The organism is Ruegeria sp. BG5 (assembly GCF_056538425.1).
Window position 1 is genome coordinate 768,097 of the sequence record NZ_JBQFTC010000001.1, and the last position, 16,977, is coordinate 785,073.

Consider the following 16,977-nt stretch of genomic DNA (forward strand, 5'->3'; position numbering starts at 1 on the left):
GACGTGGAAGCCTTGAGGAAACAGGTCAAACGATGTCCGACAAAGATCCTTTCGCCGAACCGGACGATACCGACAAGACGGTGATCCGACCCAATCCGGGTGGGCGGCGTCAGGCAGGCGGTGCGCCGCAACAGCCTGCTGCGCCTCAGCAACCGGCGGGGTATCCGGACCCGATGCAGATCCCGCAGCCGTCGCTTGCGCCGGAACCTGCTGCTGCGCCCGCAGGGGCTGGCTATGGCGTACCCCCGGCACAGCCTCAACAATCGCGGCCCGCGCCGGGCGGCGGCGAAGAGGTGGCGACCACCGGCATGAACCGGCTGAACGCCTGCGCCGCGCCCCTGTTTTCTCTGATCAGCCGTATCCGCAACCGTGCCCAGCATATGGACCCGGACAAGCTGCGCCAAAGCGTCGTGGCCGAGGTGCGTTCCTTCGAAAACGCCGCCCTACAGGCGGGTATCGCGGCCCAGACCGTCAAGGTGGCGCGCTATGCGCTGTGTGCGACGCTGGACGATGTGGTGCTGAACACGCCCTGGGGCGGACAGTCCAGTTGGGCCACGCAGTCTCTGGTCGGTACCTTCCACCGCGAAACTGTGGGCGGCGACCGGTTCTACGACCTTCTGGCCCGTCTGGAACAGGATCCGGCCAACAATATCGAGCTGCTGGAATTCGTCTATATGTGCCTGTCGCTTGGGTTCGAGGGGCGTTTGCGCGTCGAACAGGGCGGTTCGGACAAGCATCTGCAAATCCGGCAGGGTTTGGCCCGGATCATCCGTGGCCAGCGCGGTGCGATTGAACGCGACCTGTCCCCGCATTGGGAAGGGGTCGACAAACCCTATCGCGCTCTCAGCATGTGGAAACCGGTCTGGATCGCCGTCGGCGTCACTGCCTTGCTGCTGATGATCGAGTTTGGCGGGCTGTCCTTCCTGTTGTCGAACAAGACCGAAAATCTGGTGGGTCAGATGTCGGTGATCGATGCAGGTCCGGTGGCCGAGTTACAGCGCCGCGCACCGCCTCCGCCGCCTCCACCTCCGCAGGCGCAGCCGCAGGTCGAGAAGGTGGTGGCCTTCCTGCAACCCGAGATCGACGAGGGGCTGGTTGAGGTTTTTGAAAAGGGCAACACGCTGATCATCCGCATTAAAGGCTCGGGCATGTTCGGCTCGGGTTCGGACCATTTGCAGGACAAGTTCCGCGAACCGGTGCGTCGTGTGGCTGTGGCCCTGAATGAAGAACCCGGCTCGGTCATTGTGGCGGGGCATTCGGACAATGTGCCGATCCGCTCGTCCCGGTTCCCGTCGAACCTTGCGTTGTCGCTGGCGCGGGCCAAGTCGGTGATGAACCAGATGGCGGGTGAGATGGGCAACCCGGATCGCCTGAGCGCCGAAGGCCGGGCCGATAGCGAGCCCATCGCCGATAACTCAACCCGTGAAGGCCGCGCGACCAACCGCCGGATCGAAGTCCTGCTGGTTCAGGAGGAGAACTGATGTATTTCCGCCGAATTCTGAGATACGTGTTCTTGTCGATCTACACCGTGCTGTTCTTCACGGCCACGGTGCTGTCATTCAGCCTGTTCTATTTCGGCCCTCTGATCGGGTCCGACGAGTGGCGTCCGCTGGACGGCACGGGCACGCGCCTGATCTGGTGCGGGGTGATCTATCTGATCTTCCTGATCATCGGACTGACCATATTCTTCATCCGGCGCAGGCGTGAAAAGAAACTGACCGAAGAGATCACGGAATCCGTCGCCGATGGTGGCGACATGATCGACAGCGAGATTGCCGAGCTGCGCGGCAAGCTGAAAACCGCGATGGCGGCACTGCGCAAGTCCAAGAACGGGCGGCGGCATCTGAACGAGTTGCCGTGGTACGTGATGATCGGCCCGCCGGGTGCGGGCAAGACCACGGCCATCGTGAACTCGGGCCTGAACTTCCCGCTGGCCGATGAGCTGGGCAAGACCGCCGTTGGCGGGGTCGGTGGCACGCGTAATTGCGATTGGTGGTTCACGGAAAACGCGGTGCTGATCGACACCGCCGGGCGTTATACCACGCAGGAAAGCGATGCCGAGGTCGACAATGCCGCCTGGATCGGGTTCCTGAATCTGCTGAAAAAGTACCGCAAACGCCAGCCCATAAACGGCGCGATGATTGCGATTTCCCTGTCCGATCTGTCTTTGCAGGACGAGATCACGCAGAAAGAACACGCCAAAGCCGTGCGCCGCCGCCTTGAGGAGTTGCGCGAAAAGCTGGGTGTGCGTTTCCCGGTCTACATCCTGTTCACCAAGGCCGACCTGATCGCAGGCTTTGCCGAGTTCCACGACAATCTGGGTAAGGAAGACCGCGAGCAGGTCTGGGGCTTTACCTTGCCGCTGGACAAGTCGAAATCCGAGCAATCTCCGGTCGCGGCATTCGATGACGAGTTTGCCCAGCTTCTGGGCCGCCTGAACGCGCAATCGCTTGAGCGGATGCAGACGGAAACCGACCCACAGCGCCGCGCGCTGATTGCGGGCTTCCCAATGCAGGTCGCCTCGGTCCGCAAGGTGGCGCATGAGTTCCTGACCGAAGTGTTCCAGGACAGCCGTTATCAGCATCGTCACATGCTGCGCGGGGTCTATTTCACCTCTGGCACGCAGGAAGGCACGCCGATTGACCGGCTGATGCTGGGCATGGCGCGCACCTTCGGGATCGGGCGTCAGGCGATCGGGTCCGGGCAGGGCTCGGGTCGGTCCTATTTCCTGACCCGCCTGTTCGATCAGGTGATTTTCCGCGAGGCCGGTCTGGTCAGTGCCGATGACAAGGTCGAGCGGCGTTATAAGATCACCAAATGGGCCTCGATGGCGGCGACGGTTGTGGCCGCCGCGACCGTTGGTGCGTTGCTGGTGCGCAGCTTCATGGGCAATTCCGACCTGATTGCCGAGGCGCAAAAGGGTGTGTCCGCCTATCAGGCCGCCGCCGCGACCCTGCCGCCCAGCCCGGTGGGGGATACCGATCTGGTGCCGGTGGTGCAGGCGCTGAACACGCTGCGCGATCTGCCGGCCAACCCGACCCTGTCCGATCCGGACCCCGAAACGCGCCTGACCTATGGCCTGTATCAGGGCGATGTCATCGGCACTCAGGCGGCGCAGACCTATCGCGCGGCATTGAACCAGCGCTTCCTGCCGCGTCTGCTGCTGCGTCTGGAAGAGCAGATGAGCGCCAATATCAACAACGCGGATGTGCTGTATGAGGCGCTCAAGGTCTATCTGATGCTGGGCTTGCAAGGCCCGATGAACCAGGATCTGGTCAAGGAATGGATGAATATCGACTGGACGGTCTCGTTCCCCGGTCCGGCGCGGGAAGAGTTCCGGGCCGATCTGAATGACCATCTGGACGCGTTGCTGAGCCAGCCGATGCGCGAGGTTGCCTTGAACGGTCCGATGGTCGAGCAGATTCAGGGCATCCTGTCCGAATTACCGCTGGCGCAGCGGGTTTATAACGGCATCATCTCCAGCCCCGCCGCCACCGCGCTGCCCGAATGGCGTATTACCGAGGTTGGCGGCCCTGCCGTGGGCCGGGTTCTGGTGCGGTCCTCTGGCAAGCCGTTGAATGACGGTATTGAAGGCATCTTTACCTATAACGGGTTCAACAACGTCTTCGTGGGCGAGGCCGTCGGCGTCGCCAAACGGGTGCAAAAGGAAAGCTGGGTTCTGGGTCCGCGCGGCGAGGCGGAACAGACCGAACAGGCGCTGGCCGCGCTCAGCCGGGACGTGCTGGACCTGTATTATAACGACTATATCGCGCGCTATGACGCGATGCTGGGCGATATCGATATTGTGCCCATGGAAAGCCTGAGCCACGCGGTTGAGGTGACCAATGTGCTGTCCGGCCCGACCTCGCCGATTGTGAATGTGCTGAACTCGATCTCGGACGAGACCAAGCTGACCGAGACCCGCTCGGTTCTGGGGGACACGGATGCTCTGAGCGAGGGGCTGTCGGACGCCGCCAGCCTGGAGCTGCAATCGGCCACCTCGGTCCAGACGCAGATTCTGCTGGAAGCACTGGCCAAAACCAGCGGCGCGAGCGTGACCGAGCCTGTGGCGGCGCCGGGACAATATGTCGAGGATCGCTTTAGCTGGCTGCATGATCTGGTCGATCAGCAAGAGGGCCAGCCCTCGCAGCTTGATCTGCTGATGGGGTCGCTGACCGGTGTCTATCAGGAGTTGAACAAGATGTCCTTCAGCGGCGTCTCGGACGGGCAGACCGGTCAGGCGCTGCAGCAGTTCCAGCAAGAGGCCGCGCGCATTCCCGGCCCGATGGAACGTTGGGCGGTGCAGATCATCGATGGGTCCTCGGGGATCACCTCGGACAGCACACGGTCGTCGATCAACGCGCGCTGGCAGGCCTCGGTTCTGCCGTTCTGCGAGCAGGTGGTGACGGATCGCTATCCGTTCAATCGCCGGTCCGGTGCGGATGTGGCGATGGGCGATTTTGGCAAGCTGTTTGGCCCGCAAGGTCTGATCGACAACTTCTTCAACGAGAATCTGGCCAAGCATGTGGATATGCGCACGCGGCCATGGTCGTGGAAATCGGGTGTGAACGAGGCCGATCTGGGCATTAGTCAGGCGGTTCTGACCCAATTCCAGAACGCCGCCGAGATCAAAGAGGCGTTCTTTGCCGGTGGCCCGCAGCCGCAGATTCAGTTCCAGATCATGCCCGAAGCGCTGGATCCCAAGGCCAAGGGCGTCAAACTTGAGATTGATGGCCAGTCGCTGGAATTCCGCCATCGCGGCGGGCTGCCCTCGCCCCTGGCGGTGACATGGCCGGGGTCGGTCGGGCTGGCGCGCGTCAGCTTCGAGCCGGAAAAGCGCAATATCGAAAGCGTGTTGTCCAAGGACGGCCCATGGGCGTGGTTTAGGTTGCTGGACGCAGCCGAGGTGCGGCGGACCAATGTGTCGGACCGCAAGAAGGTGATCTTTAACGTCGGTGGCCGGATCGCGATCTTTCAGCTGCAATCGGGCTCGGTGATCAACCCGTTTGCGCTGCCGGCGTTGCAGAACTTCAGCTGTCCAAAGTCGTTCTGATGCCAGCGGACGGGTTCGGCGCATTTGGCAAGATGCCCTCGGTCGGGGATTTCTTCCGGCTTGGGGTCTCACCCGCTTTTGTGCAGCCATGGGACGAATGGATTCAGCGCAGCATGCTAGCGGTTTCGCAGGTGATGGGCGACGCGTGGGATGCGCATTACATGTCTGCGCCGATCTGGCGGTTTTGCCTGTCGCCGGGCTTGAGCGGGCCGCAGAAGATGCTGGGTGTGCTGATGCCGTCGGTAGACCGTGTCGGGCGGCGGTTTCCGCTGACGCTGGTGGCCCCGGTCTCGAACGAGGGATCGGCGATCCTGACCCATTTCCGCACGGATCAGACCTTTCGCCAGTTGGAAGACATCGCTTTGGCCGCGCTTGAAGATGACATGACACGCGACAAGCTGGCTGGCAGCCTGGCCGAACTGACAGTGCCGGTGCAGCAACCAACGGCGCCGATCCGCGGGTATGAAAGCACCATGGTTCTGACACGGGGCGAGGCCGCAGACAGCGTGCTGCCCGATCTTGCCGCCGGATTGATGTCGCAAAGATATCGCACTCCCAGCATTTGGAGCACGGAAATCGGTGGCGTCCCGCGGATGATGGTCTGCGAAGGTTTACCGGCACTGGCAAACATGCAAGGCTTGTTCAACCTTCACGCCGCATTGTGGACCGAGGCAAGACCAATATGAATTCAAGTCACCGCGTTCGGTACAGTGCACGCAGCCATGTCGGTCACAAGCGCAAAGTCAACGAAGATTCAGTGCTGGCCCTGCCCGAGGAAAGCCTGTGGCTGGTGGCCGATGGCATGGGCGGGCATGAGGCCGGTGACTATGCCAGCCGTCTGGTGGCCGACATGGTGGCCTCGATCCAACCCGGTCTGGCCCCGTCGGATCGGTTGGGCGCTTTGCGCGACGCGCTGACCCGTGCCCATGCAGTGATCCGGCAGGAAGCGGCGGCGCGCGGGGGCGGCACCATCGGAACCACGGTGGCCTGCCTGATGCTGGCCAATGGGCATTTCGTCGGGCTTTGGGCCGGTGACAGCCGGATTTACCTGCTGCGCGGGGGCGAGATCCAGATGCTCAGTTCAGATCATTCCGTCGTGGCCGAGCTGGTTCTGGCCGGGCAGATGACCTGGGATGAGGCCGAGCAACACCCGCAATCCAACGCCATCACCCGCGCGGTTGGCGTCGGTGAGGAGCTGGAGCTGGACAAGGTCCGGGGCGAGGTTCAGCCGGGCGACCGGTTCCTGATCTGCTCTGACGGCCTCAGCAAATACGCGACTTTCGCGATGCTGCAAAAAGCGCTGTCGGAAATGCCGATCGAGACGGTCTCGGACCAGCTTGTGCAGGTGGCCCTGGATGGTGGCGGGGCCGACAATATCACCGTTGTGGTGGTGGATATTCTCTAGAATACAGATGGCAACGCCGGGATCGGCGGCGGCGAGGGCAGTTGCATCCCCGCGATGCTGTCTTTGATCGCGCCAATGTCGAAATTGCAGGCGTTGCATGGCCCCAGCGGCAGACCGGGCAGGGATTTTGCCATTTTCGCAAGGGATTGCAGGGTTGGAAGCACAGGCATGGGCGGGGCCTGAACGCTCATGGACATGGCCATGTTCACCGCGCCGCTTTGCGCCGCCTGTGCGCCTTGGGTGATGTCGTCGATCTTGGGCAGGGCGTCCAGTTGCATTTGCAGCGCCTGCGCGTCCAGCGGTACGGGAATATTCAACCGGGCCACATAGCTGAGCATCGCATTGATCCGGGCCACGCCAGCGGGCGTCAGGGCGTCGGGGCCGAATGCCTCTTGGATTGTCGCCAGGTCCGACAATTGATCCGCCAGCGCCTGCAACTCGTCCAGCGAGATTGGCAGGTTGGGGATTGGCACCGTGGACAGGGCGGCCAACTGGCCCATCAGCGCCTTCATCAGATTCGGGTCCGAGAAGGCCGGCAGGCCCAGATCGCCCGGCGCGGTTGCCGCCGGGGCCAGCAGCGCCAGTTCCTTGGCCAGATTGAGCTTGGGCAGTGGCAGCGCAAAGGGCGGCAGCGTGATCCGGGGCAGCGAGGCGGCAAAGTTCAGCGCCGCCGAGCAGGTCCCACGAGAGCTTCCGGCCTCGCCCAGTTCCATTTCCGATTCAAAGGAATAATCAAGCCCGGCCAGTGCCATAGGGCAGATACCTTGTGCCCGCAGCGCCAAGGTCATCTTGGCGGCCAGCGTGATGTTCTGCATTTGCGGGCCGGGGATCTTGGGCATGGCCTGCGCCTGCGGCATGACATTTGCGGCAAGGCTCAGCACCGCTTGCTGGATTTCGGCCAGCAGGGCGCGCGGGTCCGCCAAGGGGAAACCGGTCGCCGCCAGTTTCATCATCAGCGAAATCGCTCCACCGCCACCGGGCGGAAGGATCGCGGGCAGGGCGATGTTGGGTGCCTTCGCGTTCATCGTCGCCCTGAGGTATATGTCCGGCGTCATCGCGGGCAACATGGCGTTCAGCTTGAGGTCCGCGCGCGCCTGTCCGCTGGCTGTGCCCTGCAGGCCCAGCAGCGATAACAGTTTCATCATCTGCGGCGGCACCGCCTGCACCGACAGGTTGGCCGTTGCGTTCAGACCGGGCAGCGTTGCGGCATTGGATTTACAGAAACAGGGCATGACGCGGCCTACTGCTCCAAGGTCGTCAGGATGCGGCTGTCCAGAGACAGGATCTGCGTCTCGACATTGCGGTCCTGTTCGCGCAGCGCCTCGGCGTAACCGGCAGCGGACTCGGTGGTTGGGCGCATCGTGTTGAACAGCTGATTGTCGGTGTGCAGCACGATCACCTTGCTTTTGCCCAAGGCGCTGTCATCGACCTGAAAGGCAATACCGCCGTTGTCCTGGCTTTCGGGGATGGAATAGGCCACCCGTACGGACATCGGCCCGGAATCCCCGTCGCGCAACGCGGCAATCGAATTGTCCGGGCGGATGACGTTGGGCAGCAGGTGGAACACATTGCCTGAAACATCCAGCACAGACACCGACAGATAGCCGTCCTGCACATCATCCGGAAGGTCCACATCGATCACCGGGTTCTGGCCGACGATGAAATCGCCGGTCGGATTGGGGGCGTTGTTCTGCTCGCCGTTGTAGAAGGCGATCGAGATATCGCTGGTCGGGGCCGAGGGCAGGAAGTTCTCGATCAGACACAGGGTCGGGTTCAGCAGCGCCACCCGATCCAGATCGATGGGGCGCGGTCCGGCCAGCGCGGTCAGGGCGGTGTCCAGACCCACGAGACTGTCGCGCGAGGCCAGGGTGCCGCTGACTTCGATAGGAGTTTCCGGGCCATATCCGGCGGTTGGCACGTCGACCAGCGTCAGGGCGCCACAATCGGCCATGCCTGACAGGATCGGGCGGACCTCATCGGGGGACAGGAACAGGGATTCCAGTTCGATTTCGGCCGACCCCTGCAACCCGGCGGGCAGACCGGCGGAATAGAGCTGTTCCAACTGCGCATGCAGTGCCTGATCGGTGGTTTGTCCGGTCAGGCGGGCCTGATTGCCCTCGACCACCAGCCGCCATTCGTCCAAGGGCATGGCGGCGTCGATCACATCGACGACGGCGGTGCCCCAGCTGTCCGAGATGTCGCCCGAGGCCAGTGTCAGATCAACCTCGCCCCCTTCGCCGGTGATCTCGCCGGTCATCGCGTCGCGCACGGTTTCCGAGGGCACAAAGCCAACGGCGCGCGGCGGCAGGCCGTCGCGCTTGTCGGCGACCAGAGTATAGGGCGCGGCAACGGGATATTGAGGTCCGGTCAGCCCGTCGAAGACCCCGCCGAAATACCCGCCCGCGCCGACGCCTGCAACGGCAAGCACGCCAAACACCGCGACCAGCCAGCCGCGAGATTTTGTCGGTTCGTCCACCTGTACCGGTTTCGGAGTTGCAACCTCGGCCTTTGGGGCCGAGGCGGGGGTCGGTTTTGGGGCGGGGGCCGGTGCGACCGCCGCGCCGCGCGGTTTGATCACCGTGGCATCGTCCAGATCATCCGTTGCCGGTGCGGGCGCGCCATTGCGGGCCGTGGCCAGGGCGCGCAACACTTCTCCGGCTGTTTGGTACCGATCATCCGGGTTCGGAGCCGTCATCTTGTCGAGGATCGATTTCAACGGCTCGGGCACGCCTTCGGTATCCAAAGGCTCTTTCTTGTTTTCGACCACTTCCAGCAGGTTGCGACCCGCATCGGCCTTCTGGCCGCGGAAATTGGCCAGCAGCAGCGCGCCCAGCGAGTAGATGTCGGTGCGCTGGTCGGTCTTGCCCGACAGTTGTTCGGGCGCGGCATAGGCGTATTTCCCGGCGAACTCGCCACCGACGATGGTTTCCGCGCCGGGGTTGGTGTCCTTGGCGATGCCGAAATCGATGATCACCGCCTGCGCCGGGTCGCCATCGCGCAGGATGATGTTGTCGGGGCTCAGATCACGATGGACGATGTTGCGGGCATGGGCGGCCTCCAGCCCCTCACACACCCGTTTGCACACGGTCAGAACGTCACCGGCGGGCATCGGAGCTTCGCGCAGCTTCTGGTCCAGACCCGGACCATCGACATAATCCATCACCAGATAGACATGGCCATCGGCGGTTCGGTTGTTTTCGGAATAGCGGACAACCGCATCGTGGCGGATGTCGCGGATCTCTTCCTCGCGCGTCAGAAGGACAAGATAGTCGTCATTGCTGGAAAATTCGGCCTTCAGCACCTTCAGCGCGGCAAGCCGCCCGGAAATTTCCGAGCGGGCCCGATAGACGTCAGAAGTACCGCCCCGCCCAAGGATGGCTTCGATCCGATAGGTATTGTTCACCAGATCGCCCGGCTGAAACAGGTCGCCTGCGCGGGATTCAGTCATACTGCCCTCAGTCTTGTTAGTCAGGTGGTGTGGCGATCAGCCGAGGGCCTGAAATTCGACGCGACGGTTTTCATCGGCGCGTGGATTGTCCTTGTTCAGCGGTTCCGCCTCACCCACGCCTAGCACTTCGAGGCGTTCATCGGCAATGCCGCAATCGCCGACGAGGAAACGCTTGACCTCTTTGGCGCGCAGCAGCGACAGGTTCTGGTTGTATTCGGCGGAACCGGCGCTGTCGGTGTGGCCGATAATCTGGAAGACGTTGACGTCAACGCCCTTCATCGCTTCGCACAGGGCGGCCAGCTTGGGCTTTTCATCATCGCGCAGCGCGGCCGAGGCAAAGTCGAACCGGACCTGGATATTCACCTGATCTTCGGCGGCAACCGGCTGGTATTCTGTCGGCGCGGCAGCGACGGTGGTATCGGCATCATCGGTTGCTGCGGCGTCGTCGCCGGTCGAGGGCACGATCACCAGCCCGCGTGTCTTTTGCTTGTTGAACGCGTCGGTGATTTCGTCGGCTGTCAGATCATTGGATTGCGCCAGCGCGATCTGCGTGGTGCACAGGGCGGCAAAAGCCGTGGCCCCGATGAATTTCAGCGAAAAAAACGTGGACATATACCTATTCCTTACCTGTTTCACGCAAAGAGTACCCCTGCGCCCGACAACCGACAATGAAGAAAGTCACACTTCTGGCGTTCATTTTGGTGCAATGACGTGACATCCTGACGGGTGGCTTCTAGGTTCGGGTGAGAAGACGGCGGAAATAGGAAAATCCAAAGACATGCGCATCGTTCCAGCGATAATTCTGGGTGTGGCCATCATCCTGGCCCCGATCATCTGGTATGTTTTCCCTTTGATTGTCCCGCTTGAGGAGAATTTCGAAGGCCCCGCCATCGATTCGGGCGCCCGGATCGAGATCGAAATGCTAAGCCAGCAGGTCGAGGATATGCGCGACCAGATCGAACGCCTGTCGCTGGAGCTGTCGCGTTCGCAAAACAACTCGGCCGTTGTGCCGCAGGACAATTCGGCCGCTGATGATTACGGGTTTGACCGGTCCAGCCCGAACGACATCATAGACGCTTACGCGCAGGTCGTGCTGATCGCCAACCGCAACAACGTGAACAAAGGGTTAGAGCTGGCAAATTCGTCCTTCCTGCGCGACACGTTCGGTCTGCCGCGCGAGGATCTGACGGATGAGTGCCAGTCGATGACCAACCCGCGACTGGACGAGCTGCTGGTGCTGGAAGAGGTGGGTCCCGTGCGGGTGCGGATGCTGAAACCTGCGGTCGATTCCCTGCGCAATGTGTTCGAGAATATTCAGCGCACGGATCCGGACCTGTATGACCGTATCAACACCGCCGGATCCTTGTGTGTACGGCGCATTCGCGGGGCGACCTCGTCCGCGTCGGCGCATGCCTACGGTTTGGCGGTCGATCTGAACATCGACGGTGTTCTGGACACGCTGGGTGATGGCAAAACCCAGCTGGGCCTGACCATCCTGGCCGATTTCTTCCGCGATGAAGGCTGGGTCTGGGGGGCTGCCTGGGGGCGCGAGGATTCGATGCATTTTGAGGTCAGCCGCAACAAGATCGAAGAATGGGTTGAGGCCGGGCTGCTCTGAATTCGAAAAAACGATAATAAAATCGGCACATTGTGAAGTCAGACACAGACGGCTGCCGGATACCTGTGTTCAAGTTGTGGGGCAAATTCAACGGTGGCCAGAGAAGATTGAGTTCAACCTTGCTTTGGTCCCCTGATTGGGATTTGCTATTTGCAGACGACAGCGTGGGGCAGGTCGGAAAATGCGTAAAGGTTACCTTTAATATGATGTGGGTCCGACAGTTTGTGTGTCTGGCAGCCCTTGCTGCGCTTTGTGTTATCGGCGCGGCAGAGACGGCACTGGCACAAAGCGCGTCGAACCTTGCGCCCTCGACATTTCAGCCGCAGAATCAGCGTGGGACCGGGCCGGTTACGGTTGCGCGCGATCCCGGCGCACCGGCGCCCGAAGGGGCCGACCGGCTGTTTGTCACCGTCGGCAGCGTCCGGATTGAAGGGGCCTTGCCGCAGATGGAGGCTGCAAATGCCGGTTTTGTCGAACGGCTGACCGGCAAACGCGTCGCCGTGTCCGAGATTTTTGCCGCCACCAACCAGTTGGAAGGCGCGTATACCAATGCGGGCTTTGTGCTCAGCCGGGTTGTGCTGCCGCAGCAGACCCTGCGCGATGGCGGCACCCTGCGCATCGTGGTGATCGACGGATTCATCGAACGGATCGACGCCGAGAAAGTGCCCGAACAGGCCCGCGCGCGGGTGGTTGAGATCACCAAGCCGCTGATCGGCAAACGTGGCATCAAGCTGCAACAGATCGAACGCGCCCTGCTGCTGGCCGGGGATACGTTTGGCATCCGTTTGGCCTCGACCCTGTCGGCGGGCGACGCGCGGGGCGGCACGGTGCTGACACTGGATGGCCAGTTCAAGCAGATCACCGGCTCTTACGGGTTCGATAACACCCTGTCAGATCAGCTCGGCCCGGTGAACCTGAGCCTGGGGCTTGAGGTCAATGGCGCGCTGGAAATGGGCGAGACCTTCTATTTCAATCTCGGCGGCTCTCCAACCCGGTTCTTTTCCAGCGATCCGGAATATCGCATCGCGGCGGCGGGGGCCGTGTTCCCGATCGGCTATGACGGGCTGACCTTCAATGCCGAGGTCACATCCAGCGTGGCGCAGCCGGACTCGGATTTTCTGCCCAATGAAAGCACGTTCCAGCGTCTGTCGCTGCGGCTGTACTACCCGTGGATCCGGACGCGGAAACTGAATGTATCTTCGCAACTGATCTTCGACCGGGTCAGCGATTCACAGGATTTGCTGGTGGGCTCGCTGAACCTGCCGATTTATGACGATGATCTCAGCGTGCTTCGGGCGACTGTAGATGCCAGCTGGAACCAGACCAATGGCGGTTTCCTGACCGCCGGGGCCGTGCTGTCGCGCGGGCTGGATGCCTTTGGGGCCAGCGCCTCGGTCGGGCCGGGCGATACGCCCTTGTCGCGGCAGGGGGCCAGTGCCGAATTTACCAAGCTGGTACTGTCGGCGCAGTATCAGCGCCCGCTGAACGCAAACTGGTCGGTTAACGTCAATGGCCGCGTCCAGACCAGCTTTGGCGACCCGTTGGTGACCTCGGAACAATTCAGCATTGCCAGCAGCAACGAACTGTCCACATTTGACGCGGGCGAGCTGCGCGGCGATGATGGTTGGGTGCTGCGCGGTGAGGTTGGCCGTTCGCAACAGGTTCAGGTTGCCGATTTTCCGTTTATTTTCAAACCATACGTATTTGGCGCATATGGTGAACTTGGGGTGGAACAACCCACATTTTTTGAGCAAAGCACAACAACGGCTTATTCTTACGGCGTCGGTTTTGACGTGTTTACGATTGAGGATTCGGCCTATCGGTCCGGATCGGTACGAGTTGAATATGGGAGAGGTGAACGTGATGATCTGGGGGAAGACGGAAACCGCTTCAGCATTGTTGCAAGCCGCCGGTTCTGACGGCGCGACAGCTATGAAACACGGGCTTTTTGCACTGGCCTCGGCCTCGGCCCTTCTTTGGGGCACCACCGCGCTGGCGCAATCGCTGCCCAATGGCGGGACGGTGGCTGCCGGGAATGTGGTCATCACCCAGCCCAACGGCACTCGACTGAACATCAACCAGAACAGTGGCGCGGCCATCGTGAACTGGAACGGGTTCTCTATTGGCAAGGGTTCGACCGTCAATATCAACCAACCGGGCAAGAACAGCGTGATCCTGAACCGGGTCACGGGCGACACCACCAGTCAGATCCACGGACAACTGAACGCCAACGGTCAGGTGCATTTGGTCAATCCGAATGGCATTTTCATCGGTCCGAACGGGCATGTGAACACGGCGGGCTTTGTGGCCTCGACCCTGAATATCTCGGATGACGACTTCCTCAACGGACGTTACCGGTATAAGGGCAACGGCAACTCGGTTGCGGTCGAGAATGCCGGAACGATCTCGGTCGTGCCCGGCGGCTATGCGGCGCTGATTGGGGGCAAAGTGTCCAATTCGGGCCTGATCCGTGTGCCTTTGGGCAAGGTGGGTCTTGGGGCCGGTGAAAAGGTCACTCTGGACGTGTCGGGCGACGGATTCCTGCAGGTTGCGGTGCCGTCGAACAGCGACGATGCCTCGATGGAGGCGCTGGTGTCCAACTCGGGCCGGATCGAGGCGGATGGCGGGATCGTCCACCTCAAGGCAGCAAGCGCGCGCAATGCGGCGCGGCAGGTGATCAACATGTCCGGCGTGATCGAGGCGCGCACGGTCGGCGGTGTGTCCGGCGCGGTGGTGCTGGGCGGCAGCGGCGGCGCGGTTGAGGTCAGCGGTCGCATCGATACCTCGGCCAAGACCCTTGTGGCCAGTTCGCCCCGCCCGGTGGCGCGCGGTCAGGATGGCGGATCGATCACCATCACGGGTGAGGCGATTGCACTGCGTGGTGCGACGCTTAAGGCCAGCGGGTCAGGTAATGGCGAGGGCGGCAACATTCGCGTCGGCGGAAACTATCAGGGCGGCGTTGGATTGCAGACGGCCCATTCGACCTATGTGGATGGCGACACCCGGATCATCTCGGACGGCGGCAACCGCGGCAATGGCGGTGAGATCATCATCTGGTCGGACGTTCTGACCGAGTTCCACGGCAATATCTCGGCCCGTGGTGGGGCGCAGGGCGGCAATGGCGGTTTTGCCGAAGTGTCGGGCAAGCAGGATCTGGTCTATCGCGGGCTTGCCGATCTGCGCGCACCAAAGGGAACGGTCGGACACCTGTTGCTGGACCCGACGAACATCACGGTTCCCGGCACCATCGACGTAGCAACGCTTGAGGCAAACCTTGCGAATGGAGACGTGACGCTGGATACGTCCGGGACGGGCCCGGATGTCGGCAACATCACGATCAACGCGGATATCGACTGGACGTCCGGTTTCGATCTGACGCTGCTTGCGGACAACAACGTCGTCCTGAACGGCGCGATCACCACAAATGGTGGCTTGATCATCGATGCAGTGGGCACGATCACCACCGGGGCAGGGGGCATCGTGAATGTGGGCGCATTCACCTTGCTGAACGGATCGTGGCAGCAAATTTCCAGCACCCTGCCATCCTTCTTTGCCGCAGATTTCACCATCGAATCCGGCGGCACGTTCCTGCGGGTTCTTGGCGGGGCAGGGACGGCTGGCAACCCGTACCGGCTGACCGATATTTACGGATTGCAGGGGCTGGGTGGATCCAGTCAGAACTTTGAGCTGGCAAACAATATTGACGCTTCGGTGACCTCAAGCTGGACGCGAGGGTTTGAGCCGATGGACTTCGACGGCACGCTCGACGGCAACCGATTTGCGATTGATAGCCTGTTCATCGACGATGCATTTGCCTTTGGTGGCATTTTTGGTGATCTGAACGGCACCGTTCGCAACCTGAGCGTTACCAATGCCGATGTCACCTCGGCCGAGGGCGGCATTCTGGCGGGATCAAACAACGGCACGATTTCCGGCGTCATGGTGTCCGGCAGCTATACCAGCACCGATTTTGAGGCAGGCGGTATTGCCGGGTTCAATACCGGGACCATCATCGACAGCTTTTCTACTGCCTCTGTGAGTGTCTTTACAATTGAATCAGACTTTGTTGTTGCGGGCGGTCTTGTCGGAGACAACTCGGGCTCGATCATCCGGTCCAACAGCTCGGGTGCGGTTCTGGGCACAACCGCCGGCGGACATGCTATGGGGGGACTGGTCGGGGTGAACTCGGGCTCGATTACCGATTCTTACTCAACCTCGGATGTATTTGGCGTCAATCTGACAGATGTGCAGACCTTTACAGCGACATTGGGCGGGTTGGTCGGCAGGAATGTCGGCGGAACGATTAACCGCACGTACTCAACCGGTAGTCTTGGTTTTTCAGGAATAAACACCCCGACGTTTGGCGGGTTGGTCGGCAGCAATTCCGGGTCGGTCAGCGCGTCCTTCTGGAACACCCAGACCTCAGGTCAAAGTTCCAGCGCCGGGGGCACGGGCCTGACCACCGCGCAGTTGCAAAATACCCAAAGCTTCTACAACCGCGCCTCGGCACAGGGCTGGGATTTTGCCAATGTCTGGGCACCGGGCACCGGCAGCACGAACCCGGCGAACTACACCACGTCGCCGGTGGTCTTTGCCATCCCCAACCCGCTGGTCGTGGCGCAGGGGCAAACCGGCAGCGCATCGGCTACCGGTACCGTGGCAGGCGGCCCGTCGGTTTATCGCTTTGGCCCGGCTTCGGACAGTCTGAACACATCGCCGATCTTTGGATCGCCGACCTTCGCCAGCACGTCGCCCGGGACCACGACCTTTACGCTGAACACCTCGTCGCTGACCAGTTCCGGGGGGCAGGTCTATACGGTGGCGGCCTTGCCCGGTACGGCTGTGATCGGGGGCGGAACTACCATCGTCACCATCCCGCCGACGCCGACGATCAAGATCACGCCGACTGTGGACACGACAATTACCGGCGGTGGCAGTGGTGGCACGGTCACAACCACGGTTACCGAGGCTGAAACCGCGCTTGGTACTGTCGACAATGCCTCGCAGGATTTTGACGCCACGCTGTCGGCCTGTGCCTCGCAAGGGGCCGATGTCAGCGCCTATCTGGCCTGTCTGGCCGAGGCGATGGACGACTACGCCTCGGATCTGGATGCGATTGTCAGCGGTCTGCCGCCGGGGCTGGAATCCGTGGGCGACATCATTCGCGGCGCCAGCGCCGGTATTCGCGAAGCCGGTAATGATGCCAACCGCCGTCTGGCACTTGCAACCACCGCCGAGGAACGCGCCGCGATCCGCCGCGAGGCGGTGCAGGAAGCCCGCCGCCAGATCCGTCAGGCGCAGCGCGAAATTCGCAAGGCGATCACATTGATACGAGCGACCGATCCGGAACTTGTCAGCGTCCAGAACCAGCAGGTAGAGTCGATCGTGGCGGCCGTTGGACAAGCCGAAATCGGCCTGAGCCGCGCCATCGGTCTGTAATCCTTCGGAGGCAT

The 16,977-nt window shown here is 61.8% G+C and carries 10 protein-coding genes; 7 read left to right on the forward strand and 3 right to left on the reverse strand.

Going from position 1 to position 16,977, the window contains the following annotated elements; all coding sequences use genetic code 11:
• Positions 1-32: 32 nt before the first annotated feature.
• From icmH to ACR0KX_RS03575, 4 genes are read left to right on the forward strand one after another with little or no spacing between them, the layout of a single operon-like run.
• Positions 33-1,481: a type IVB secretion system protein IcmH/DotU gene (gene icmH / locus ACR0KX_RS03560; protein ID WP_480707864.1), complete on the forward strand. Its 1,449-nt coding sequence runs from the start codon at positions 33-35 to the stop codon at positions 1,479-1,481.
• On the forward strand, positions 1,481-5,053 hold the full coding sequence (tssM, locus tag ACR0KX_RS03565) for a type VI secretion system membrane subunit TssM (RefSeq protein ID WP_170622537.1): 3,573 nt from the start codon (positions 1,481-1,483) through the stop codon (positions 5,051-5,053). The genes icmH and tssM overlap by 1 nt, the downstream gene beginning before the upstream one ends.
• The gene (gene tagF / locus ACR0KX_RS03570; RefSeq protein ID WP_170622538.1) at positions 5,053-5,739 is read left to right on the forward strand and encodes a type VI secretion system-associated protein TagF; all 687 of its coding nucleotides are present in this window, start codon (positions 5,053-5,055) and stop codon (positions 5,737-5,739) included. The genes tssM and tagF overlap by 1 nt, the downstream gene beginning before the upstream one ends.
• Complete coding sequence (locus ACR0KX_RS03575; RefSeq protein ID WP_170622539.1) at positions 5,736-6,458, forward strand: protein phosphatase 2C domain-containing protein; 723 nt, start codon at positions 5,736-5,738, stop codon at positions 6,456-6,458. The genes tagF and ACR0KX_RS03575 overlap by 4 nt, the downstream gene beginning before the upstream one ends.
• Here the strand turns inward: ACR0KX_RS03575 and ACR0KX_RS03580 are convergent.
• The 3 genes from ACR0KX_RS03580 to ACR0KX_RS03590 are packed head-to-tail and all read right to left on the reverse strand — an operon-like array spanning position 6,455 to position 10,518.
• Positions 6,455-7,690, reverse strand: coding sequence for a hypothetical protein (locus tag ACR0KX_RS03580; RefSeq protein ID WP_170622540.1), 1,236 nt, complete (start codon positions 7,688-7,690; stop codon positions 6,455-6,457). The two genes, ACR0KX_RS03575 and ACR0KX_RS03580, sit on opposite strands and share 4 nt — an antisense overlap.
• A gap of 8 nt (positions 7,691-7,698) precedes the next feature.
• Entirely contained in the window at positions 7,699-9,906 is a 2,208-nt protein-coding gene (locus tag ACR0KX_RS03585) for a serine/threonine protein kinase (RefSeq protein WP_170622541.1), read from the reverse strand.
• 36 nt (positions 9,907-9,942) lie between these two features.
• Complete coding sequence (locus ACR0KX_RS03590; RefSeq protein ID WP_170622542.1) at positions 9,943-10,518, reverse strand: OmpA family protein; 576 nt, start codon at positions 10,516-10,518, stop codon at positions 9,943-9,945.
• Between the two features lie 166 nt (positions 10,519-10,684).
• On the opposite strand from ACR0KX_RS03590, the gene ACR0KX_RS03595 reads away from it, so the two are divergent.
• The 3 genes from ACR0KX_RS03595 (at position 10,685) to ACR0KX_RS03605 (ending at position 16,963) form a co-directional block, all read left to right on the forward strand.
• Entirely contained in the window at positions 10,685-11,524 is an 840-nt protein-coding gene (locus tag ACR0KX_RS03595) for a M15 family metallopeptidase (RefSeq protein ID WP_480707867.1), read from the forward strand.
• A gap of 203 nt (positions 11,525-11,727) precedes the next feature.
• The gene (locus tag ACR0KX_RS03600; RefSeq protein WP_170622544.1) at positions 11,728-13,443 is read left to right on the forward strand and encodes a ShlB/FhaC/HecB family hemolysin secretion/activation protein; all 1,716 of its coding nucleotides are present in this window, start codon (positions 11,728-11,730) and stop codon (positions 13,441-13,443) included.
• 13 nt (positions 13,444-13,456) lie between these two features.
• Positions 13,457-16,963, forward strand: a complete 3,507-nt coding sequence (locus tag ACR0KX_RS03605; RefSeq protein ID WP_480707869.1) for a two-partner secretion domain-containing protein — start codon at positions 13,457-13,459, stop codon at positions 16,961-16,963.
• The last annotated feature ends 14 nt before the right edge of the window (positions 16,964-16,977 follow it).

What these genes read in the sequence shown, in the direction of transcription:
- ACR0KX_RS03595 (WP_480707867.1), top strand. Translation starts at nt 10,685, where the DNA reads ATGCGCATCGTTCCAGCGATAATTCTGGGTGTGGCCATCATCCTGGCC.
- ACR0KX_RS03600 (WP_170622544.1), top strand. Translation starts at nt 11,728, where the DNA reads ATGATGTGGGTCCGACAGTTTGTGTGTCTGGCAGCCCTTGCTGCGCTT.
- ACR0KX_RS03580 (WP_170622540.1), bottom strand. Translation starts at nt 7,690, where the DNA reads ATGCCCTGTTTCTGTAAATCCAATGCCGCAACGCTGCCCGGTCTGAAC.
- ACR0KX_RS03590 (WP_170622542.1), bottom strand. Translation starts at nt 10,518, where the DNA reads ATGTCCACGTTTTTTTCGCTGAAATTCATCGGGGCCACGGCTTTTGCC.
- icmH (WP_480707864.1), top strand. Translation starts at nt 33, where the DNA reads ATGTCCGACAAAGATCCTTTCGCCGAACCGGACGATACCGACAAGACG.
- ACR0KX_RS03605 (WP_480707869.1), top strand. Translation starts at nt 13,457, where the DNA reads ATGAAACACGGGCTTTTTGCACTGGCCTCGGCCTCGGCCCTTCTTTGG.
- ACR0KX_RS03585 (WP_170622541.1), bottom strand. Translation starts at nt 9,906, where the DNA reads ATGACTGAATCCCGCGCAGGCGACCTGTTTCAGCCGGGCGATCTGGTG.
- tagF (WP_170622538.1), top strand. Translation starts at nt 5,053, where the DNA reads ATGCCAGCGGACGGGTTCGGCGCATTTGGCAAGATGCCCTCGGTCGGG.
- tssM (WP_170622537.1), top strand. Translation starts at nt 1,481, where the DNA reads ATGTATTTCCGCCGAATTCTGAGATACGTGTTCTTGTCGATCTACACC.
- ACR0KX_RS03575 (WP_170622539.1), top strand. Translation starts at nt 5,736, where the DNA reads ATGAATTCAAGTCACCGCGTTCGGTACAGTGCACGCAGCCATGTCGGT.